Genomic DNA, 21,992 nt, shown 5'->3' on the forward strand with positions numbered 1-21,992 from the left:
GCATCCGTTGATCGGCCGGCACGGCGTCTTCAGCCTGCTTGCCTTCCGACAGGTCGGCCTCGACACCTTCCAGACCCGGGCCGAGGAGGAGAAGCCCAGGGCCCCGGCGAAGTGGGGACCTGGCCGGATTGTCCCATCATGTCGCTGCCTGACCTGCGCCCGCGAGCTGGGACCACTACGGAAGAGACAGGCCGCGACCGACTCACGAGCGGCTTTGCCGAGGCCCTGAACAAGTCCAATTGGCCCAAGCACGGCACCAACCTCCGACCTACAGCCGGGAAGATGATCACCCAAGGTTACAGCGCAGTGACGTGATGTCAGTCCCAAGTGCTTTGATATGGCCGTTGTGCGGGGAGCACAGCCTGACTGGGAGGGGAGCCCTGTATGCCGTCTGTCCGGGAGCACTTACGCAACGGTTCGATCGTCCGGGCGCACTGGCGGAACCCGGCCGGTTCGAGCAAGCAGGTCGGTCTGCTCATCATGTTCGGGCTGGCGATCTTCGTCTTCGGCAGCAAGCCGATGGGCGGTGCTGCGCCGGTGGAGCAGGTGCCGGGGCCGCAGTCGACGGTGTATCCGATCAAGTGGCCCGGCTGGGACAAACCGGTCGTGGTACCGACGCCGACGGTCTCCTATCCGATCGTCTTCCCCAGCCCGAGCAGCGGCCAGTGACCCGGCGCCCGCCCGCGCGGCGAGCCGGCGGCGGCCGCCGTCCCCGCAGGCGCAAAAACTCCGACATCGAGAAGCTGGGGCTGATCGCTCTGGTAGGCGCCGTGGGCCTGAGCCTTGTGGTGGGGGTGCTGCGGTGGCTGGCCGAGCACCCGGGGGTGGTGGTGGTCGCGCTCCTGGTAGCCGCGGTCGCCGGCGCAGCGTGGGTGTGGCGGCGGAAAGAGGCCGCGCAATGGGAGCAGGTCCGCTCACAAGGATTGCGCTACGCGGTCGAGCAGCTCGACCGTCTCCACCACCGGCAGTTCGAGTTCGCGGTGCGGGACCTGATGCACCGCGACGGCTGCACCGACGCCCAGCAAGTCGGCGGCCGCGGCGACAACGGAGCCGACGTGAAAGCCACCGACCCCTACGGCCGGCGCTGGGTCATCCATTGCAAACACCGCAAGGCCGGCTGGTCCGGCAAACCCGTCGGGACCCCCGACCTCCACGTCCTCAACGGCACCGGCCGCCAGATCCACGGCGGCGACGTCCTGGTCATGCTCACCAACGGCCGCATCACCGCCAACGCCGCCGACTTCGCCAAGTCCCAGCACCTGCATCTGGTCGACCGCCACCTCCTCGCCCAATGGGCCGCCGGGTCACGGCCCCTGTGGGAACTCCCACGAGCCATCCCCCCACCCCGCAAACCCACCACCCTGTCCTGACCCGGCCCGCCAGCTCGTCCGCTGTCCGGTACATCGGGATGCGCGACACTGCCGCACTGCCCCCTCCAGCTGCGGGGGCGTCCCGGCTCTCTGCGGGCGGCGATGGCTCCCGCATCAACTTCTGATTTCCCACACAAATGCTTTGACAGATCGGGCCGCGGCGGGGCCCGAGGGGTGGAGAACCCCTTCCCATCCCTCAAAGGAGTCCCATGACACCGTCCAATTGGGCCCAGGCCCTGGCCAGATTCGCCACGTTCGGAAACGGCTTGTGGACCCTCGTCGAACTGGAGCTGGAGCTCGACCGACCCTTGCTCGTCTTGGGTCTCGGGGCCACCACGCACGGGTACTGGCGTCCTCGACCAAGAATCCGGCGCAGCGGCTACGTAGACCTGTTCCGCGAGAAGTACGAGCGTCCATGGCTCACCCTCGTAGCTGCGGACCTACCCGAACCTGACGCTACCAGTGTCATTGCAGCCGATCTGGGCCAGGAAGATCTCGTCCCACTCGTGGCCGCCCGGGCGCGCAGCAGGCGCCTTGCAGGAAACTCCCTCGCGGTGACGATTGGGCGCACGCTGCTCCACTTCGCCCGCCTGAGCCTGTCCAGTCCCGACGCCCTCACCCGCACACGAGCCAGGCACACGATCGCTGCAGCTCTCAATGCACGGCGAACCATCCTGGAGAGCACGGGCCTGAATGACTGGAAGCCGACCGTGGCCGCCTTCGGGCGGCGCCATCTGGGCCTGACGAGCTCTGATGCCACGTGGCTGGAGGCCGTTTCGACCGCGTTGCTCGGCGACTGGCTCGATGAACTCACTACCGAGCCACCCAAGGTGGACGACGCGCTCAGCTACCTCCGTCGCGAGGCGTCTGTCGTGCACCGGCAGCTCATGCCGCTGTGGCAGCGCAAGAGTGGGCCTGGACGAGTGTGGATGCTGGACTACCGGCTGCCATCCGGTGAGACCCTCCACGAGCTCGTGGCCGGCTCACACCGGATCGAGAACGAGGTCATGCCCTGGTACCCCGAACGCCGAGATGCTGGAACGGTCTTCGACCGGCTCCAGGAGGACGAGCAGCGGGTGGCTCGGGCCTTCGCCGTAGGCGGAGGAACCTGGGCCGAGGCAGCTACGGACGCCGGCCTGCCAGAGAACATGGGGCAGCGCGTTATGCGCAAGCTCCGGCGACTCGGGGTGGAGCGCGAGGAACGATACGCTGCCTCAAGCCGCCCGTCGGCCAGGGCCGCCTCGTGAACGCAACCACTGCCCTGCTGCGCGACGCCCTTCCCGAGTTTTTCGGAAGCCTTGGCGCCACATTCATCGTCGCCACTGTGACGGCTGGGCTTCACCGGTACCGCCGTCGACATGCTCGCGCGGCTAAACCGGCCCAGCCTGGCCTCGGTCCGGCCGACACCGTATAGACGATGTCCCCCGGCGGCCGGCGGTAATGTCGAGGCGCCAGTCACACCGGGACCCCTCGACCTCCGCCGGCTGCGTCGTCCAGAGCCTCCACGGAGATTCCGTACAACCCTTCGACAACGACAACGGTCGGACTTTCCGCCTCTATCAACAGCGTCGAGAGGGTCCCCATGTCCGTTCCGCCTCCATACGGCGACCCTCAGCCCGGGGCACCTGAGATTGCTCCTGGTACAGCTGAGCTGCTGCAGGGGATGAGCGAAGATCAGGCGGCTCTGACCCTGGGCCTGGGCCTGCTCGTACAGCGCGCCGCCGAGGTCGAGTACGTGCTGCACGGCCTCTACGCCCATCTCGGCGCCGCAGAGCGGCCCTACACGGACAAACCGAACGCCCCCGTCTCGCACTTCATCAACGAGGCCAAAACTCGGCTAGCCGCAGTCCCCGAAGATCGGGTCTCCGTCCAAGCCCGGTCCGCGCTGCTGCATGACCTTGATCTATGCGCGATCAGCTTCGAGGAACGCAACCGCTACATCCACAGTTGCTGGGTGCGCGACGACGACGCCTACGGTTGGCGCATCGTCAAAGGAACGAAGGGTCTCAGCCGTCCAGACATAGACCTGGTATCCAGCGAGGACGTGTGGGATCTGACCAGTGAGTTCACTCGTCTGCGAGACAAACTGATCGCGTGGGACGCCCACTATTTCGGAACGCCCGGTATCCCCGACCTGGGTGTGCCACCCGCCTCCTCAAAGCGTCTGTGAGGTCAGGCACGCGACCAGCGCCGCCGCCGCCCGCTCACGCGTGGTCTTCGAAGGCGCCGCCATCACCCACCAGCGAGGTCACCGCGGCCTTCCCGGTCCCGCCTTGACCCCACCGCACCCAGCTGGCACCACCGCCGCACCGACCGCCCGCAAACCCGCGCACCCGTGCCTCCCGACCCGCCAGTGATCACACTCCCACAGCGACACACTCAGCACGCCACAGGACCTTCGGACACTCCGCCCGATACGGGCCAGCGCAGCACCTTCCTACCCCTCCACACATATAAGTCCGGCTACTCACCAGCGGGGAAAGGTGGGTTGACCAGGCAAAATGCAGACCCGCCGGAAATATGCCTTCCCCCTAGGCTTCCCCCTCCAGGTTCCCCCGAGGCTTCCCCCCAGGCTTCCCCCTTGGCTTCCCCCCCGGTTGACGGGGGCGGACCGGGCGCCGGGAGACTGGCTGCATGACCGAGCGCCGCCCACTGGGCACCGGCCCCCGCCCCGCCACACCTGCCGCCGAGCCCCACGGCGGGCGCCGGGCCCGACTCGCCGCCGAAGGCACCGACATGGCCCCGCCCGCCCAGGCCGTCACCGACGACCACCAGACCGTCCCCGGCCGGCGACCCCTCGGCCCCCGCACCACGCGGGACCGCGACCGCGACTGACCCCAGCGCAGCAGTGCGCGCCGAACACCCCGCCCTCCGCCAGGCCACAACCGGCTGCGCGACGGCGCACACCGCCGTGCACGGCGCGCGTAACGGGCGTCACCGGCCGGCTTCGGCTACTCACCGAAAAGCTCACTGCCGGCAGTCACCACTCACTCACCAGTAGCAGTCACCAGCACCAGGGAGCATGCTGCTGCTCCTTGATGTGGAGGGGTGTGGTGGCCCCGAAGCCACAAGGGCGGCCACACCGTGTTGGGGGTGCCCGGCTTGAAGTCCGAGTCGTGCAAGGCACGTGGCCGACCTCAGTACGGGCGGCCCCCGCCGTGAGGACGGGGCCGCGAGGTGTGGCGGGGGTTAGTGGATCATGGAGCGGAGTTCCTTGATCGTGTACTCGCCCTGGTGGCTGATCTCATCGTTGCGGGCCCAGGCGGCGAGTGCCCCGTTGGGTTTGTCGCGCCAGCGGACGGGGGTGGAGTTGGCGCCGTCCGATTCGACCAGCTGCTCGATCATCTGGCAGAGGGCGTAGGGGCCCCCTCCGCCGTAGCCGATGCCGTAGCCGGAGGAGTCGGTGTGGGGCAGGAAGTGGAGCTCGGACTCGTCGTCCCTCATCCAGAACTCGCGCTTGTCGACGATCAGGCTGCGGACAATCCTTCCCTCGGGCAAGCCGCGGCTGGTGATTGTCTTGTAGGTCCAGCTCTCGATGTTGCCGCTGCGGGTGCGGTAGTGCTCGCGGACGACGGGCAGGCCGGTGATTGGGTCGGTCATGGACTTTCGGCACAGGCAACCGCTGCCACCGATTGCGGACGGGCTGTCCTTGTCGTCGTAGACGCACGGCTGGAACAGGGCCGGGATCTTCTCGTCCTCCACGAGGAACGTGTGCAGCGCGATGGGCTTGCAGTCCTGAAGCCGGTCGATCCAGGTGTCGGCGTAGCGGCTGTCACCCTGCTTCACGGAGATATGACCGGTGCGGTGGAGAGTGGCGACGTTGAGGCCCGGCTCGTAGTAGATGTCCAGGCTCATCCAGCCCCTGGAATGGTCAAACACGTAGCTCTCGTACGGGTCGCTCATCTGGTGCGTGGCCCCTTTCAGAGTGCCGTGCGGCAGGCGGTTGGTCGGGTGGGGGGTCCTCTCATGGTGGCGGGCGGGTGCGGTACAGGAGGGCTGGTGGCTGGTTCTGCGGGGGGGGCCGAAGCCATGGCAGGAAGCAGGACAGCGCGCCGAAAACCTGGCTCAGTCCAACTGAGCACCTCGGGTACGTCTTTGGATGCCGCCATCCTTCTCCCTGTCTCGCCGTTCACGAAGAGGGCGTCTGCTGCACGCAGATTCGGATGCGGCAGATTCTGGGCTCCAGGCTCGGGTTTTTCCCGTGGGGTCTAACGGGGCTTTCTGGCTTTGCGTTGTTCCCGGCAGGGCCTGCAGAGGGGGTTACCGCGGTCCCCGTACTTGCAGGTCAGCTCGTAGCTTCTCTGCACCACGGCACCAGGAAGTGCGGCTCGTCTCGTGAGGTGGGCGTAGCAGCAGGGCGCTGAGCCTCGACAATGAATGTCGTATAGGACATCGAGGGGGCGAGTCGGAGAGTGGCTCGTTCACCGGGCTCCAGGGCCGGCGCAAATTTTATCCCTCGGAGCAGCGCCTCGCCGGCGTGCGGGCCGGCACGAACGCGAGCCCCGTGGTGGGCTCTTGTCCTGAACCGCAGGTCCCCCGGACTCCCCCATGCGACAGTGTCCGGGCAGGGTCCACTGGGTAGCGCCCCTGCACGTAGGTGGGAGATCAGCGCGGGCGTGTCAGCGACGGACGGGTCTTCATGGGGGCAGGGTGAGCGTGCGCAGACTGCTGTCGTTCTCGGACGCATTGGTGCTGCTCGGCGGCGATCCGCCCGCCGTCGCCGCACTGGACCGGGCTTTGGGTGGAGCGCTGAACGCGGCAACGGGCGGTATCGGGGACGGGGTGCTGCGAATCGCCGACGCCCGGGGCCGCATCGTCGGCCTGGGACGTGACGCAGTACGGAATCTGGGGCGGCGCCTGGGTCGGTCGGAAGGGCGCTCCGAGCGCACGGAGCTGTTGCAGGCCGCCCATACCGTGATCGTCGTCGTCGCATGGTTCCAAGCGCTCGGTGAGTCGGACCTGCCTTTCGGCGTCGATGATCTGGAGCTCACCCGAAGCGAACAACTCGCCCTCGCGGGCGCCCCGGATCCGCCGGGCGGTGCGGCGTTCGCGCAGTCGCTGGCTGCGGTCGACGCGCCCCAGCCCGCACCCCACCGCCCATTCGAGGACGTGACGGCGGCGATGCGGCGCTGGTACGGGGGACTGTCGGAGCGATTTCTCGGCTTCGTCGAAGGGCTACAGGTCTGGGGCGACCTGACGGAGTTTGACCGGACCTCGGCACGGCGGGTGCTGGCCACCGAGCTGCCCCGCAGGGCGGTCCAGCAATACGAGGGTTTCTACGCGCAGCTGGCCCAGCAGGCACCCGAGTTCGGATTCTGGGTGGCACAGGTTGAGCACCAGGCCACCCGAGAGCGGGTACGGCTCGCGCTGGTCGGCGTGGAGGAGCTGCTGTCCGAAGTGGCTCGGGCGATACGTCCGCCGACGGACGTCGCGGCCGCCCTCTCCCTCGCCCATGAGGCAGCGCTCACCCGGCCCGTGCTGGAAACCTCAACCGCGCCCGACGGCATCAGCGTGCCTGCCCTGCAGGACATGTACCTGGATCCGGACTTTCGAGTGCGTGCAGTGGCCAGCACCGGTGCCCCGTCGAGCGAGGCCTGGTGGGAGGAGATGCCCGTACGCCGCGACCTGACGGGCTACCTCGCAGGGGCCCTCACCTCCCCCGCCGGAGTCGGCTCCCCGCTGCTTGTGCTGGGCCAGCCCGGCGCCGGCAAGTCCGTCCTGACCCGGGTCCTCGCTGCCCGGCTCCCGTCTGCCGGATTCCTTCCCGTTCGGGTGCCGCTGCGCGACGTACGCGCCGAGGACGACCTGCAGGAGCAACTCGAGCAGGCGGTACGGGCGGCCACGGGGGAGCGGGTGTCCTGGCCGGAGCTGGTCCGCTCGGCAGGCGGTGCGGTACCGGTGCTGCTCTTGGACGGTTTCGACGAGCTGCTGCAGACCACCGGCGTCCACCACAGCGACTTCCTCGTCCGCGTCGCCCGTTTCCAGCAGCGCGAAGCGGAGCACGGCCGGCCAGTGCGAGCGCTGGTCACCAGCCGTACGGCCGTCGCCGACCGCACCCGGTACCCGGAGGGACTCGTCGCCCTGCGCCTGGAGCCATTCCGTCCCGCCCAGGTGCGCCGTTGGCTGGAGCTGTGGAACGAGGCCAACGCAAGCAACCTCGCGGCCCGGGGGCTGCAACCGCTGCCCTGGGATGCCATCGCCCGGCACGAGTCGCTGGCCGCGCAGCCGCTACTGCTGCTGCTGATGGCGCTGTACGACGCCACGGACAACGGCCTACGACGCGACAGGCGCGAAGGACGCGATGGCCACGAAGGGGACGCCCCGCTCGACGAGGCCGAGCTGTACGAGGAACTGCTCACCTCCTTCGCCCACCGGGAGGTGGACAAGACCGCGCTCGGGGCCATACCGGAGGACCGACTGGCAGAGCGCGTCGAGCAGGAGCTCCAGCGCCTTTCCCTGGTCGCGTTCGCCCAGCTCAACCGGCGTCGACAGTGGGTTTCGGCGGCGGAGCTCGACGAGGACCTCACGGCACTGCTGGGCCGCCCCCCCACGAGCACCTCAGGGTTCCGTGCCCCACTTGGTGCGGCCGAGGTGGCGCTGGGCCGGTTCTTCTTCGTCCAACGCGCCCAGTCCATCCGTGACGGTCGCGTGCTGTCCACGTACGAGTTCCTGCACGCCACCTTCGGCGAGTACCTGGTCGTACGGCTGGCGCTGCACGTCCTGACCGGGCTGCTCACCGACCGGCCGGCCCTGTCCCTCGGCACGAGCCGCGTCAACGACGACCTGGCCTACGCGCTGCTGTCGTATGCCCCGCTCTCCTCACGGCAGATCTTGCGGTTCGGGGAGTCGATGGTGCGTCGGTTGCCGGACAGCGAACGCGAGCGGCTGAGTCAGCTGCTCGTACGCGTCTTCCGGCAGCACACGACGCGGACGGACGACCCCCACCCTGCGTATCGTCCCGCAGAGAACCGCACGTCGGCACGGCACGGCGTCTACGGTGCCAACCTCATCCTGATGGTGCTGCTGCTATCGGAGAGCATCACCGCGGAGAGGCTGTTCCCGGACTCATCGGACTCCGGCGATGCATGGCACCGGCACGCGCTGCTCTGGCGGTCGTCGTTCGACGAGCAGCAGTGGGCGGACTTCGCACTGTCGGTCTCGGTTCACCGTAGCCGTGCAGAGGGCGGCCGACGACTGGAGATCCGCCTGCGCAGGGGGGAACTGTCCCCGCCGGACCCTTTGGACATGTACTGGCTGTACCGCCTCCCCCGGCGCGACATCGCGCACTGGTCCCGACCCTACTGGGAGACGGTGTGGCACAAGATGGACGTGTCCGGAGGCACAAACGATTTGGTGGTACGGCATGCGATGGATCCGGTCATGGAGTGGCTGGGGCCAGCCGTGACCGCCTTTACCTCCCTCGGTGAGGGACAGCAGGCAACCTCACTGGCCCACGATGTGCTGCGGCTGCTGATCGGCGGCAGCGTCGGACTTGCAGGCGATGAGCTGGCAGCGCTGTACCTCAGGGTGGATCACGCTGTGGCGCTCCTGCCCGACGACTCACCCGCCCGGGAACCGGTGACCCGGCTGCTCGCCGACATGCTCGGCAGGGACGGCTCGACCCTCCCTGGCGACACGGTCCTCGCCCTCGCCCGCGGCTCACTGGCGCGGCCCCACCTCCGCGTGCGGCTCCGGCGGGCAGTCCAGGCCCATCATCCGGATCTGGGTCTCAGGCCAGACCTCTGATCGCACTGTCCTCTTACTGATCGTTCCAGAGGGTTACGACTGGACGACTACGGCAGAGTGGAAGGTGCCGGACCCTGACCCGATTACCGAGTTGGTGCAGTCAACTGACCACTTGGCGCAGGGGCCGATCTGGTCCGGCCTGCAGCCCAGCTCTGCGGCCCGGGCGCCGCGGTCTGGCCTCGGTAGAGCGGAAGGGCTCGTGGCGGGCTGCGGGGATGTGGGCTTCGCTGGGGTCGGTACGGAGGGCTTGGCCGGCCAGGGTGCTTGGGGTGCCTGCCGTGGAGATCCGGGCGACCCCCATGGAGGTGTGCCAGGCGGGGCCGGTGGAGCGGGCGCCGGGACCCGTTGCTGCGGGATTGTCGTGAGCGGACCGGTACGGTGCTGGGCGGCGACGTGGGTGAGGAACGTGGTGGGCTGGGGCTGCGGTGAGGGCGGGGTGTCCTTGGCGGGGATGGTGCCGGTGGCGACGGGCTCGCCTGTATCGCGGGGGGTGCTGCCGCGCCGTTTCTTCTCCTGCAGGCGCTGTTCGTAAGAGCACTCGTGACTCAGGGGGAGGTTCTCCGGGGCGCCGGGCTCGACGTCGTCGACCTTGCCGGGCTGGGGCGCCGCTTCGGCTTCTCCGGTTGCGTCGAGGTACTGCTCGCGGTCCTTAGTACTTGTTTCCGATCCCCTGATTTGGCCGCCCCGGCGGCCTAATCTGGTGGGGTGTCTGCTGGCGCTGGGCGGGGTGGTGAGCGTCGGTGCCGGGGATGTGATGAGGCTTTGGCGCCCGGTGCCGGCCCGGGTGCGGTGTTCTGCTCGTCGGCTTGTCGTTCCAGGTCATGGCGTCATCAGCAGAGGTTGCGCAAGCGGCTGGCGGCGGTGCGGGACGGGGCCGGCGTGGTGGAGTGCACCGTCTGTGGGACGCGGTGGATCGCCGGGTTGGACCGGCGGTCGAACGCCCTGTATTGCTCGGGGCGGTGCAAGGTGAGGGCCTGGCGGGCTCGGAACGACTCGTTCGGCGAGCGGTCACGGTAACCGCAGGGCGAACGCCCATCCGGTCACGCTATGTCCAATTCCGTTCATTTCCACGAGGTTTGTTGCGATCAGAGGTTTTCTGGTCTGACGCTGTGAGGGCAGCGGACCGCGTTCTGTCACGGTCTTGAGAGCCGTGCCCCGGTCCGCCCTGGGTGGTGAAAGCCAATGCCCGAAAATCACATCGAGGTCGGAAGCGTCAGCAAGCAGCGATACGAGCAGATCGTGGCTGAGCTGCGTGAAGTGGTCGAGCAGCAGTCCCGCGCGTCGTTCGTCATCGGGGACCGTGCCCTGGAGATCGAGCCGCTGCGTGAGGTCGGCGGACGGACCGCAGGCGAGCGGATTCCGGTCGTCCGCGTCTCGCTGACCAGGCTCGCGGAGGACATCGGGTTGTCCTTCAGCGCGGTCAAGGCGGCCCGGTTCACCGCCTCGCGGTGGCCGAAGGAGCGCCGCAGGCCGGACGTTTCATTCAAGGTCCACCGCATCCTGGCGGGTATCGAGGACGAGGAAGAGCGGTTCGCCGCGATCTGTACTCCGCCCAAGGGCAAGACCCGCTGGTCGGTCGACGACGCCAGCCGGCGGGTCGGCAATCAGGTGGAGACTCCCATCTCACCTGAGGAGAAGGTCAGCGCGATTCATGCCCTGGCCCGGGACGAGCAGGTGGCCGCGGCTGTGACCACCGAGCTCCTGCGCCGACCGACCGTGGCCGCGCAGGTCAGCGCCGAGGACAAGGTCCGGGTCGTGGAGGAACTGACCCGCGACGAAGGCGTCGCCGCTGCGGTGACCACCGGCCTCCTGAAGCGCCCGGCGGTCACCGCCCAGGTCAGCCGGGAGGACAAGGTCCGAGTCGTGGAAGAGCTGACCCGTGACGAGTCCGTCGCCACCGAGGTCACCACGGGTCTCCTGCGCAGGCCGGATGTCGCGTTCAAGGCGATGTCCGATGACCGGGCCCGGCACGAGGTCAATCACGCCCAGGTCGAGCGGGGCCGCCAGGCCCGCGAGCACTTCGAGCACACGAGTCCGGTCGCGCCGGCGGTCCGCAGGATCGAGCGGACCATGGAGTTCATGGACCTGGTCACGGCCTGCCACTCCTTCGTCGCCTCCGCCGGCCGTACCGTTCCGGGGCTGCGGGACCGCCAGCTCGGCGAGGACGAAAAGGCGATCGTCCACGAGAACGTGGCCCGCGTGAGGGCCACGCTGGACTGGATCGAGACCGCGGTCGACACCGGCAAGGTCGACGTCGACGGCGAACTCGCCCGTCTCCTGAGCGGCCAGTAACCATGCCCCGCGCGTCACGGCGCCGGGGCCAGGCCGCAGAGCGGCACGCCGACACCCTCCGCTTCATCCTCTTCGAGGCCCGCCCCGCGGGCCTCCTCTTCCACCAGATCGTTGCGGCCAGCGAACTCTCACCCAGCCAAGTACGGGCAGGACTGGCCTGCCTGCGCGACATCATCGCCGCCAACAACTGGCCGCCACTGATCTGGACCAGGGCCGACGGCTACCAGCTCGGAGCCGAACGAGCCGCCCTGGAAGCCTACGAACGGCAGGTGATCAACGAGAAGCTCACCGCGTTCCGCCGGTTCATCACCGGCACCGTCGCACCCCACGCCGCCGCCCACCCGGGCGACAAGTGGGTCAAGCACATCGTCGCCCAGCTCAACTCCATCGAATCCACCCTCGACCTCATCGCGACCGCCTGATCAACCCACGCGGGGGCGGCGGGCCCGGCCAAGCCGGGCCCGCCGCCCCCGTTTTCGAGGTCACCCGGGAGCCCCTGATGCGCATCCGCCGATATCCCTCGGATACCACCGACGCCGAGTGGGCCCTACTCGAACCGCTCCTGCCCGTCCCGGCCTGCGAAACCAAGGCTGGCGGGGCCCCCGAGAAGCACCCCAGACGGGAGATCGTCGACGCCATCCGCTACGTCGTCGACACGGGATGCAAGTGGCGAGCCCTCCCGGCCGACTACCCGCCATGGCGCACGGTCTGGGGCTTCATGGCGAGATGGACGGCGGCCGGCGTCATCGGCCAAATTCGCGACCACCTGCGCGGACGCATCCGCCGCGACATGGGCAAAGGCCCCCGAGCCGTCGCCACCGTGATCGACTCCCAGAGCGTCAAGGCCGCCGAGACCGTCGGCAAGGAGTCACGCGGTTACGACGCGGCGAAGAAGATCAACGGCCGCAAACGGCACATCGTTGTTGATACCCGAGGTCTCCCGCTGCTGGTCATGGTCACCCCCGCCGACATGACCGACCGCGACGCCGCCAAGGAAGTCCTCTTCCGACTCCGCCTCATGCACCCCGAGATCACCATCGTCTGGGCCGACTCCGCCTACGCCGGCCAGCTCGTCACCTGGGCCAAACAGCACCTACGGCTCACTATCAAGACTGTCAGCCGGCCCAAAGACGCCACCGGATTCGTCGTCCTGCCCCGCCGGTGGGTCGTCGAGCGCACGCTGGCCTGGCTGATGCACGCCCGCCGACACGCACGCGACTACGAGAGGCCAGCACAGCGAAGCCCTCATCACCTGGGCTGCCATCACCCTCATGACCCGGCGTATCACCCAGAAGAAGAAGCTCACCGGCCCGGCCCTCACTCCGCCCGACCTGACACAAGCCGCCTGAACAGCACGAACGCGACGGAACAAGGCCAAGGACACCTTGGGACGTCAATGCTCACGCATGGCGTGACTCAGCGGCCTGAAGCAGCGGGCGCAGTTCCTCGGGCAGGTCAGGCGAGTTCCGCCACACCGTCGCGATCGTAAGAATCACTGCCCATGCAGCGTCAGCCGAGGGTCCGGGCTGGCCCCCTTCCAGCTCGGCATACAGCTCCATGCTCAAGCGGCGCACCACGTCATAGACGGCCTGAGAAACCCGGGGCACCTCCGCTATCGCAGAACCCGCCGGATGAGCAGGCTCCCCGCGGAACCGGATAGCGATGGAACTGGCGTGGTATGCCCGGCCGTGGATGAAGTCCCGTAGAGCACACAGCTGGTCAATGGTCGGCTGGCTTTGTCCACGAGAACGGGCTCTGGCTCAACTTCTGTGACACGGCCACTCTCCGTGACTGCTGGGCCTCTTCGAGCTGTGGGTGAAGTCGCCTGAAAATGATCCCTGGGCAACACAGTTGGGCTGAATGTTCAGGGCCGTGGAAGAGGTCCTGCTCCGGCTCAAGGAGTTGCTGTTCCCGTCGATCGCAGCCGTCGCGGTGCTGTCGGTAGACGTGAACGTCGCGATAGTGCGCGTTGACGCCCAATGCACCGCCGACGGCGCCGCGTGCCCGGTCTGTGGCACCTGGTCGAACCGGGTTCACGGTTCCTACCTGCGGTTTCCTGATGATGTTCCCAGCGGAGGCCGACGGGTTGTCCTTCAAGTGAAGGTCCGACGGTTCACCTGTGGAAACTCGGACTGCGCACGCCGTACCTTCGTCGAGCAGATACCGGGCCTGACGCGCCGGCACAGTCAGCGGACCGAACGGTTGCGCTCGACCCTGGCGTCGGTCGGCTTGGCGCTCGCGGGCCGGGCCGGGGCCCGCATCGCCGGCGTTCTCGGCGTTTCCGTCAGCCGCAGCACGGTGCTTCGTCTGGTGGACGCGCTTCCCGAGCCCGAGGTGGCCGCACCACGGGTTGTCGGCGTTGACGAGTACGCGACCCGGAAGGGCCGCCACTACGGCACCGTCCTCATCGACATCGAGACCCGCCGCCCCATCGACCTGCTGCCCGACCGGGAGGCGTCCAGCCTGGCGGCCTGGCTCGCCGCGCGGCCGGGCGTTGAGGTGATCTGCCGTGACCGGGCGCCGTTCTTCGCCGAAGGTGCCACCGTCGGCGCTCCACAGGCGGTCCAGGTCGCGGACCGCTGGCACCTCTGGCACAACGTGAGCGAGGCTGCCGAACGGGCCGTCGCTCAGCACCGCCGCTGCCTCCGCGCCCTTGTTACGGCCGCCCCCGATCCCGATCCCGATCCCGATCCGGAGCCTGCGCCGGAGAAGGATTCCTCTGGCTCGCCATGGCCGACCGGCCATCGTTTCGCCGACCGCACCAGGGCTCGGCACGCCGACGTCCACGCACTGCTGGAAGCCGGGCACTGTCGTCGCTCGGTCCAGCGGCAGCTCGGCATGACCTGGCGGACCGTCAAGCAGCTCGCCGAGGCCAAGGCTCCGGAGGAGCTGTTCACCGGCCAGTGGCAGAACCGGCCCTCGGTCCTCGATGACTACAAGCCCTACCTGGACGACCGGTGGAACGAGGGCTGCACCAACGCCTGGAAGCTGTGGGAAGAGATCGTGCCGCTCGGCTACAAGGGCAGCTACCAGCGCGTCCGCGCCTACCTGCACAAGAAGCGCACTTCCCCACGACCGGTAGTCGCCCGGCCGCCCTCACCCCGAACGGTCGCCGGATGGATTCTCCGGCGACCGGAAACCCTTCCCGAGCCCGAACAACTGCTGCTCAAAACCGTGCGCACCCACTGCCCCGAGATCGACGCGCTCACCCGAGACGTCCGCGCCTTCGCCGTCATGCTGACCGAGCGCCAGGGCGAGCGTCTCCCGGACTGGCTCGTCGCCGTCCGGCAGGACGATCTGCCCAGTCTCCATACCCTTGCCGCCGGCATCGACCGCGACCGCGATGCCGTCATCGCCGGTCTCACCCTGCCCTGGAGCTCGGGCGCAGTCGAAGGCCATGTCAACCGCATCAAAATGATCAAGCGGCAGATGTATGGACGCGCTGGCTTCAACCTCCTGCGCAAGCGGGTGCTGCTTGCCTCCTGAGCGCACTGTCAGTGGCCAGTGCGACGATCCCCAGACGACCGCACGAGGAGAGACATGGGCACCTGGGACATCGGCCCCTTCGACAACGACACCGCCGCCGACTTCGCCGGTGACCTGGACGAGGCAGCACTGGAAGAGCGCGAAGCCATGATCCGGGGCGTGCTCAAGCGTGCCGCCGGGCCCGCGGACTTCCTGGGTATCTACGACGGCGAGCGAGCCGTGGGCGCGGCGGCTCTGGTCGTTGCCCAGCATTCTGACTGCGATCGGCCGTGCTCGAACTATGGCCCTTCAGAGCCGCTACCGGAGTTGCCCGCAGACCTTCGAATGCTCGCCGTCGACGCCCTGGATCAAGTGGTCTCCAACCAGTCTGAACTCGCCGAGCTGTGGGCCGAAGCCGCGAACTGGTCGAAGTGGCGCCAGGACATCACCCGCCTCCGCGACGTCCTTGACCCTCCGATCCCGCCACAAGAGGAAGCCCTGTTCGAGATCTAATCGGTGACCCACAGTCACGGACCACAGAACCTGAGCCAGAACCCGTTCTCATGAACAAAGCCAGTCGGCAGGCACGGCTGGCCAGGGTCATGAGCAGTCACGACATCGACCCTACTCACAAGCAGGTAGCGCGGCGGGTGGGCAACTCGCCCTGCAGGCTTCGGCAGGCCACGGCCCCTTGCACGGGGCTGCGTCGATGGGCGCCGCCCCCCGCGTGATGGTGCGGTCGCACCAGTCGCACAGCACTGTCGCGTGGGCGCCAGCGTTCTCAAGGACCCTGGCCGCCTCTTCTGCGACTTCGAGCCAGTTGGGTTCGGTGACCGCTACGGGCGCACTGTCGAGGAGAAGTTTGCTGTTCCAGAGACTGAGACCGGTGACCGTACGCATCGCACGGACCGCCTCGACCTTCCGGTCACCTGCCTCTGTCAGCAGTACACGGAAACCTGGCTCTTCCACACACCCTCCCCGTCCCCGGCCACCCGAAGCTATCCCTGGCAAGTGAACCATTCACCGACGCAGCTGCTTGTCATGGTCGCCTCACAAACAGGTACTGACGCTCTGCGCGTCCACCACGGCCGCGGACGGCTCCACCGTTCGGGCGTTGACCCGGCGGGTTTTGTCCCGCAACAGATCGTGGACCTGGACCTGCTCGGTGGTTCCGTCCGCCTCCCACTTGGCGTAGTAGTCATAGACGGTTTTGCACGGCGGGGAAGTCGTGCGGCAGGTACTCCCAAGGAATCCCCGTGCGGTTGACGTAGAGGATCGCGTTCACGATCTCTCTCAGATCATGCACGCGCGCTGCGGTCCCGGGTCCTGAGCGGGCGGCTCGCCAGGCAGCGAACACCGGCTCGATCAAGGCCCACCGGGCGTCCGAGACGTCACTGCGATAGGCACGCCGGGCTGTCATACCCCTGACAACGATCATCGACGCGCGCAGTCACAAGAACATCCCAAAACACCAACTACCTAGATCAGATGCTCTCTTACTCCGGTTCGAACGGGCCGTCACCGCCACCAGAGAGGCCGCCTGGCCCTGGTCGTTCGCATACGCCTCCCGCCGCTTCGCCGTCCACCCACTGGCCCCCGAATCCCACGCCTCCGCGAGCGGGACCATGTGGTCAATGTCCAGCTTGGACGCCTCGGTAACAGTGGTGTCGTCGTAGTACGACCACCACACCCCACCGGTCAGCGCACAGCCCGGTCCGACCTCCGGAGACTCCACCGCCTCGGACAGCAGAAGCTCCGCCCGGGTGTTGCAGCCGTCCGCGGGGATGTCGCCAGCGTTCCAGTGCTTGAAGAAGGAGGTGCGCTGGTAGCCGGTACGGTCCTCCGTCTGGACGGGCAGGGCGGACACCGCGACGCCCATCGGGAGGACCTGCGGTACGGCGTGCTGTGCGGTGGTGTCCGCGGTCGCGGTGTCGGGGGAGGGACAGGGCGAGGGCAGCGGCGGCCGCGGTCGCGGCCCGCATGATGATCATCACGACGGTGGTTGTACCGGCCCCGACCCGTGCTCCGAAAGGCCCCGAGCAGGCGGTTCACCCGCCCGGGGCGCCGGATTCACCGGCGAAACGCCACTTCGGCCGCACGAAGAAGACCTCCGACCCCGCGAGTATGAATACCGACTTCCGGATATCACCGCGTGGGACGCCCGCAGGGCGAGGTCGCCGCGCGCTGCCGCCGGTCGGGGCTTGTCGTTTCGAGGGCAGTGGGCACCGAGCCGTTCAGACCCGCGCCCTCCCGTCAAGACACGTCCTCCAGGGGCATGACGTTGGCTCCCACCGACGCGCCTACTTGAAGCGTGGTCACGCCGCGAAGACAGCGAGACCAGCCAGGAGAACGGCGGCCTGTCAAGGTCCCCGCTTCAACCAGCCGCCGGTCGCTCGGGCGCAGATCGCCCGGCAGTTTCGGCGGCCACTACCCGCAAGGAGTACTCATGTCGTATGACCGCCCCAGCCCGACCGCCGCAACGTCCAAGCGCCGGATCCCGCGTTCCATGATCGTCTTCGCCTCGGCCGCTATCATCACCGCAGGCGTCGCGCTGCCCGCCACTGCGGCGATCGCGCCCCAGACTCAGACCTCCGTGAAGAGTCTTCCGTCCGACGGCAGTAACCCTAACCGGCAGCCCGGTGGAGGGGCCTACGGGCCGGACACGTGCAAGCCCGGCTACGTCTGGCGTGACAGTTTTGACGGCGACACCCTGTGCGTCACACCGGCAGCGCGACAGAAGGCCCACAACCAGAATCCCCACCGACAGCCCGGTGGAGGCGCCTACGGGCCGAGCACCTGCATGCCCGGCTACGTCTGGCGCGAGAAGTTCAAGGGCGACACCCTATGCGTCACACCGGCAGAACGACAGAAGGCCAAGAGTCATGGCACGGTGATCGACTACGGCACGCACCTCGTTCCCGTGGACGAATAGCCCCCCGCGCTTCGACGGTAAAGCCCAGGTCGAACGTCAAGATCAACCGCCGCAAGGGGCACCTGCTGGGCCGCGGCAGCAAGACAAATAAGGCCGGCGTCATGGACGCCGGCCCAAGCCTCGTGAATGTCGTAGCCACCACCGGGGCCAGGGTGGCCGCCGCCCTGAGTGCTGGCGCGCCGAAGACGACCCACCGGCGCGGCGCACCGGTCAGGCGGGCGGGACCGGGTCGGAGTGTCCGGCCGCCTCCCGCCCCTGCCCGAACCGGGAAACGTCCTCGACACCCAAATCCAGGCGCAGCCGCTTGAAGCGCAGCGGGTGGCGCCACACGCCGCCCCGGTCGATCGAGCGGTCGGCGCTGACCTCGGCCACCAGGTCGGGGCGGACCAGGCGCACATCCAGGACGTCACGGGTTCCCCAGGTCGCGGCGAACGTGACGCCCTCCCACGGGTGACCGGGGCCGGCGGCCGTCAGGTGCTCCGCCACCAGACGGGCCGCCTCCGTGCGCAGCGGGACAGTGCGGCCGACCGCACGCAGCCGGCCCGTGTGGTCGTGGCGGCCGAGGATCAGGAGCTGCGGGCGGGTGAGAGTGCCGGTGACGGCGCCGATGATCGCCTCGGTGGTGTCCCGGCGTCTGACCTTGATCCACGCCCCCCTGTGGCCCGGCATGTAGCGGCTGGTCTGGGGCTTGACCACGATGCCCTCGACGCCGGACACCTCCGTCCAGGATTCCAGCCACTCCCGCGCCTTCGCCGGATCTGTCGTCATCGGACACAGCGTCCACGGGGCCGTCAGGGCGTAATCGGTGAACAGTGCCTCCAGGCGGGCGCGGCGCTCCACATACGGCAGGTCGAGCAGCTCCCGGCCGCCTTGCTGCAAGACGTCGAACGCCACGAAAAAGGCCGGCAGCTTCGCGGCCAGTGCGTGGGCGCCGCCGGCGCGGGCGGCGGCGCGACGCTGCAAACCCTCGAACGACAGGGCGCCGGACCCGGCGTCCCACACGAGCAATTCGCCATCGAGGACCAGGCCGGCGGGCAGCTGCTCGGCGGCCGCGACGAGATCCGGAAACGCGCCCTGGACCAGGGAACCGCGGCGGGTCTGGAGCAGCACCCGCCCACCCGGGGCGGCCGGGGTGAACACCAGCGCCCGGTACCCGTCGAACTTCTGCTCATACGCAACCTTCGAGGCGAGCGGACGCACCGGCGGGACCACCTCGGCGGCCTGCGCCAACATCGGCTCCACCGGCGGACGCAGCATGACCGGCCTCCTCGCCCTCGCACGGCACCCAGGACCAGCCTCACCCGGACCGGGCACGGCGGCCCGGCGGCGGGGCCGCCGCGCCCGCTGCCGGGCTGCGCGACGGGTACGGCGTGACCGCCCCGCGATCACCGCCTTGCCCCCGCCGGGAGCCGCCGACCACACATCCGCGTCGTGACCCGGTGGCGACACTCGCGCAGATATTCGAACACGTGTTGCAATAGAGAGGTGAGGCCACCGTTCCGTTTCCCCGATGACCTGCTCGCCCTCCAAAGGGCGTGGCTACGTGCTTACACCGATCTCGCCGAGGCCCCGCCCGCCTCCGGTTCGACCGCGCTGCGGCGCCGATTGATCACCCTCTCCGGGCGCCTGTACACCCACCCCTACTGGACGGCCCCCGCCGGCTGGCGGGCCGGCGGCGTCGAGCTGCGCCGCGCAGCCCGCAGCCACACTCCGACACCCGCGGAACGGGAGACGGCATGAACGAGCCCGAGCACACCCCCAAGCCCCGCCCGCAGCTCGTCACGTGGGCGCCGAGCCAGACCGGACCATGCGCCCGGTGCCACGCCCCCACATGCAGGTACGGGACGGGCGGGAACCCGCTGTGCACGGCCTGCAGGGCGCTGCGGCAGGCGCAGTACGGAGGCTGAACCATGTCCGTCCTGCCTCCGGATATGCCGCGTCTGCGAACGCTGGTCACCTACCTGCGCGGCGAGCTCGGCCGCGCCGAGCGGGCACTGAACGCCGCCGAGGCCGCCGAGGAGGCCGCCGCGCGCCGACGCCCGCCGAAGGAGCCGCCCGCGTGGTTGGTCGAGCGCGAGATCGGCGCCGGCCGACCCCCGGGCCGCGTCCACGTCGGAACGTGCTGGGACACGGGCAAACGCTGCGCCCCCGCCACCGCCGACCAGATCCGCGACCTACTCGCCCAAGGCCCAAGGCGTCCCCGCCTGCCCCCAATGCCGCCCCGACACCGCACTCGGAGTGCTGGAATGACCACCTCGCAGCAGGGTGGAGGGATGAGTCCCGCCCCGCGCATCATCGTCTACCCGCCCGACGCCCAGGGCGGACGCCGGGTCCGCTGCGACGGCGAAATCCTCGGCCGCGCCCTCGGCCCCGCCGACCTATTCGAGTTCCTTCGCCGCGCCGGCCTCGACCCCGACAACGTCGACCTGGACGACACGCGATTGATCGAGTGGCGCGGCGGCGGCCCAACCGTGTGGAGTCCCGAACCTGGCGAGGAGTGAGCTGCTGCCCTCTACGCCGGTCAGTAGGTAACAGACGATCCAGTACCGATCAGGCACCGCCTGTGCCCCAAATCTGCCGGCAGGCTGGACAGGTAGACAGCCCTTAGACAGCGTTTCTTATGGCTTGATCGTTCGTTGAACCGTGCATGGCGGATCTGGTTGAGCGGCTGGTGCCGGATGAGTTGTGGGTGTTGTTCCGGCGGGTGGTGCCTCCGACAGAGGTGATACGTCCGCAGGGCGGCGGCCGGCGCCGGGCGGGTGACCGCGAGGCCCTGGCCGCGATCGTCTTCGTGGCGACCTCAGGATGCACGTGGCGGCAACTGCCGCCGGTGTTCGGCCCGAGCTGGCAGACCGTCTACCGACGCTTCGCCCAGTGGAGCCGGGCCCGTGTCTGGGCCCGGCTCCACCGCGTCATCCTCGACGAACTCGGTGCCCGCGGGGAACTGGACTGGTCGCGGTGTGCGATCGACTCCGTCAGCCTGCGGGCGGCAAAAGGGGGCCACTGACGGGACCGAATCCGACCGACCGCGGCAAGTTGGGATCGAAGATCCACCTGATCACCGACCGGAACGGACTGCCTCTCTCGCTGGGCATCTCCGGCGCGAACATGCACGACAGCCTGGGCCTTGAACCGCTCGTGCGCGGGATCCCACCGATCCGGTCCCGGCGAGGACCGCGTCGACGGCGACCCGGCAAGCTCCATGCAGACAAGGGCTACGACTACGACCACCTGCGGCGATGGCTCCGCAAACGCGGCATCCGCCACCGCATCGCCCGCAAGGGCACCGAGTCCTCAAAGCGGCTCGGCCGCCACCGCTGGGTCGTCGAGAGGACCGTGTCCTGGCTCGCCGGCTGCCGCCGGCTCCACCGCCGCTACGAACGCAAGGCAGAACACTTCCTCGCCTTCGCTGGCATAGCCGCCGCCCTCATCTGCCACCGCCGCCTCACCAAATGAAACGACGTCTTAGGCACTGGACCGGAACCGCTCGGAGTACGGGCCGTACCTACCGATCGGCAGGTACGGCGCGACGAGCTACCGCTGGACATTGCTGAGTTGCATGCCTGTCACGACCACAGTCCTACCGGCAGAACTTTTGCACTGCGTCACTTGCGCCGGCCGCGAAGCCTTTGTTGAACTGCTCGGTGTTCGCAACGTCGCCCTGCAGCGGCGTCGTCTTGCAGGTGGCCTTGCCCCTCTTGAATCCCGCCTGCCAGCCCTCGTCAAACGAGGCCCTACTTTCGGACGCCTCCTGCTCCTCGACCGATCCGCATTTGACTGCAGCTCCATTGACCTGCTGTGCGGTGACCGTGCCTGTTGCGCCGGGCAACAGCAGTGTGAATGCGCCGTTGACGTTCGCTTTGATAGTGGCGTCCGCGCCGCCGGAGTCGACGATCACGGTCTTGTTCGGCACGAAATTCTTGCCGGTGACCGTGATCGTAGTTCCCGCTGCGCCCTGGGCCATCGCGCAGGACGAGCTGGCCGATTGTGCCGGTGTCGCGAAGAACGTCACCGAACCGAGTGCCAGTGCCGAAATCGAGAGGGGAGACATTACAGCTATTCGCATACGCCTGTTCATCGATGCACCTTCTTTTTAGGGAAATCGTGGGCACTTGGTATGCGGTACCAGGCTGAGTAGCCCGTATTGGCGCCCGAGAGGCCACCGCGGTCGAAGAACGTCTGCATTG

General features: G+C 68.5%; 18 protein-coding genes and 3 pseudogenes. 15 read left to right on the forward strand and 6 right to left on the reverse strand.

Annotated elements, in window-relative coordinates; translation table 11 throughout:
• The first annotated feature begins 384 nt into the window (after positions 1–384).
• The 5 genes from OHA81_RS32625 to OHA81_RS32645 all read left to right on the forward strand — a co-directional run bounded on the left by OHA81_RS32625 (position 385) and on the right by OHA81_RS32645 (position 4,205).
• The gene (locus tag OHA81_RS32625; protein WP_329202745.1) at positions 385–669 is read left to right on the forward strand and encodes a hypothetical protein; all 285 of its coding nucleotides are present in this window, start codon (positions 385–387) and stop codon (positions 667–669) included.
• Positions 666–1,370 carry a restriction endonuclease gene (locus tag OHA81_RS32630; RefSeq protein ID WP_329202746.1) on the forward strand — a complete coding sequence of 235 codons (705 nt, stop codon included), beginning with the start codon at positions 666–668 and terminating at the stop codon, positions 1,368–1,370. Before OHA81_RS32625 ends, OHA81_RS32630 begins: the two co-directional genes overlap by 4 nt.
• A gap of 209 nt (positions 1,371–1,579) precedes the next feature.
• Positions 1,580–2,617 (forward strand): hypothetical protein, encoded by a 1,038-nt coding sequence (locus OHA81_RS32635; RefSeq protein ID WP_329202747.1) that lies wholly within the window; start codon positions 1,580–1,582, stop codon positions 2,615–2,617.
• A 416-nt stretch (positions 2,618–3,033) separates the two neighbouring features.
• Positions 3,034–3,540 (forward strand): hypothetical protein, encoded by a 507-nt coding sequence (locus tag OHA81_RS32640; protein ID WP_329202749.1) that lies wholly within the window; start codon positions 3,034–3,036, stop codon positions 3,538–3,540.
• Between the two features lie 464 nt (positions 3,541–4,004).
• The gene (locus tag OHA81_RS32645) at positions 4,005–4,205 is read left to right on the forward strand and encodes a hypothetical protein (protein WP_329202751.1); all 201 of its coding nucleotides are present in this window, start codon (positions 4,005–4,007) and stop codon (positions 4,203–4,205) included.
• 354 nt (positions 4,206–4,559) lie between these two features.
• Here the strand turns inward: OHA81_RS32645 and OHA81_RS32650 are convergent, their stop codons facing one another.
• Entirely contained in the window at positions 4,560–5,273 is a 714-nt protein-coding gene (locus OHA81_RS32650) for a hypothetical protein (RefSeq protein WP_329202752.1), read from the reverse strand.
• 747 nt (positions 5,274–6,020) lie between these two features.
• Here OHA81_RS32650 and OHA81_RS32655 point away from each other — a divergent pair.
• The 6 genes and pseudogenes from OHA81_RS32655 (at position 6,021) to OHA81_RS32680 (ending at position 15,386) form a co-directional block, all read left to right on the forward strand.
• Positions 6,021–9,116 (forward strand): NACHT domain-containing protein, encoded by a 3,096-nt coding sequence (locus OHA81_RS32655; protein ID WP_329202754.1) that lies wholly within the window; start codon positions 6,021–6,023, stop codon positions 9,114–9,116.
• A gap of 1,182 nt (positions 9,117–10,298) precedes the next feature.
• A complete protein-coding gene (locus OHA81_RS32660; RefSeq protein WP_329202756.1) occupies positions 10,299–11,408 on the forward strand; it encodes a DUF6192 family protein in 1,110 nt (369 codons plus the stop codon).
• A gap of 2 nt (positions 11,409–11,410) precedes the next feature.
• Positions 11,411–11,830, forward strand: coding sequence for a RacP protein (locus OHA81_RS32665; RefSeq protein ID WP_329202757.1), 420 nt, complete (start codon positions 11,411–11,413; stop codon positions 11,828–11,830).
• Between the two features lie 77 nt (positions 11,831–11,907).
• A pseudogene (locus tag OHA81_RS32670) lies at positions 11,908–12,757 on the forward strand (IS5 family transposase).
• A gap of 523 nt (positions 12,758–13,280) precedes the next feature.
• Positions 13,281–14,894 carry an ISL3 family transposase gene (locus OHA81_RS32675; protein ID WP_329202759.1) on the forward strand — a complete coding sequence of 538 codons (1,614 nt, stop codon included), beginning with the start codon at positions 13,281–13,283 and terminating at the stop codon, positions 14,892–14,894.
• A gap of 54 nt (positions 14,895–14,948) precedes the next feature.
• Positions 14,949–15,386, forward strand: coding sequence for a DUF4259 domain-containing protein (locus tag OHA81_RS32680; protein WP_052875988.1), 438 nt, complete (start codon positions 14,949–14,951; stop codon positions 15,384–15,386).
• Between the two features lie 111 nt (positions 15,387–15,497).
• Here the strand turns inward: OHA81_RS32680 and OHA81_RS32685 are convergent, their stop codons facing one another.
• The 3 genes and pseudogenes from OHA81_RS32685 to OHA81_RS32695 all read right to left on the reverse strand — a co-directional run.
• A complete protein-coding gene (locus OHA81_RS32685; RefSeq protein WP_329202763.1) occupies positions 15,498–15,893 on the reverse strand; it encodes a ribosomal protein L7/L12 in 396 nt (131 codons plus the stop codon).
• A gap of 158 nt (positions 15,894–16,051) precedes the next feature.
• A pseudogene (locus OHA81_RS32690) lies at positions 16,052–16,293 on the reverse strand (transposase); the annotation flags it as partial.
• A gap of 51 nt (positions 16,294–16,344) precedes the next feature.
• Positions 16,345–16,752: pseudogene (locus OHA81_RS32695) on the reverse strand (GmrSD restriction endonuclease domain-containing protein); the annotation flags it as partial.
• A 567-nt stretch (positions 16,753–17,319) separates the two neighbouring features.
• Between OHA81_RS32695 and OHA81_RS32700 the strand changes: the two are divergent.
• Positions 17,320–17,805, forward strand: coding sequence for a hypothetical protein (locus OHA81_RS32700; RefSeq protein WP_329202765.1), 486 nt, complete (start codon positions 17,320–17,322; stop codon positions 17,803–17,805).
• A 210-nt stretch (positions 17,806–18,015) separates the two neighbouring features.
• On the opposite strand, the gene OHA81_RS32705 is transcribed toward OHA81_RS32700, so the two are convergent.
• On the reverse strand, positions 18,016–19,062 hold the full coding sequence (locus tag OHA81_RS32705) for an ATP-dependent DNA ligase (protein ID WP_329202767.1): 1,047 nt from the start codon (positions 19,060–19,062) through the stop codon (positions 18,016–18,018).
• A 228-nt stretch (positions 19,063–19,290) separates the two neighbouring features.
• Between OHA81_RS32705 and OHA81_RS32710 the strand changes: the two genes are divergently transcribed.
• The 3 genes from OHA81_RS32710 to OHA81_RS32720 all read left to right on the forward strand — a co-directional run bounded on the left by OHA81_RS32710 (position 19,291) and on the right by OHA81_RS32720 (position 21,261).
• Positions 19,291–19,545, forward strand: a complete 255-nt coding sequence (locus OHA81_RS32710) for a hypothetical protein (protein WP_329202769.1) — start codon at positions 19,291–19,293, stop codon at positions 19,543–19,545.
• 191 nt (positions 19,546–19,736) lie between these two features.
• Positions 19,737–20,306, forward strand: a complete 570-nt coding sequence (locus OHA81_RS32715) for a DUF6233 domain-containing protein (RefSeq protein WP_329202770.1) — start codon at positions 19,737–19,739, stop codon at positions 20,304–20,306.
• Between the two features lie 146 nt (positions 20,307–20,452).
• Positions 20,453–21,261 (forward strand): IS5 family transposase gene (locus OHA81_RS32720; RefSeq protein WP_443056811.1). Its coding sequence is split into 2 segments (ribosomal slippage): positions 20,453–20,800 and positions 20,803–21,261, totalling 807 coding nucleotides; the frame shifts between segments, so codons are not numbered across the junction.
• 124 nt (positions 21,262–21,385) lie between these two features.
• Here OHA81_RS32720 and OHA81_RS32725 read toward each other — a convergent pair.
• Positions 21,386–21,883, reverse strand: a complete 498-nt coding sequence (locus OHA81_RS32725; RefSeq protein ID WP_329202774.1) for a hypothetical protein — start codon at positions 21,881–21,883, stop codon at positions 21,386–21,388.
• Positions 21,884–21,992 lie beyond the last annotated feature (109 nt).

Origin of the sequence: Streptomyces sp. NBC_00667 (assembly GCF_036226825.1) — a bacterium.
Classification (GTDB): Bacteria; Actinomycetota; Actinomycetes; order Streptomycetales; family Streptomycetaceae; genus Streptomyces.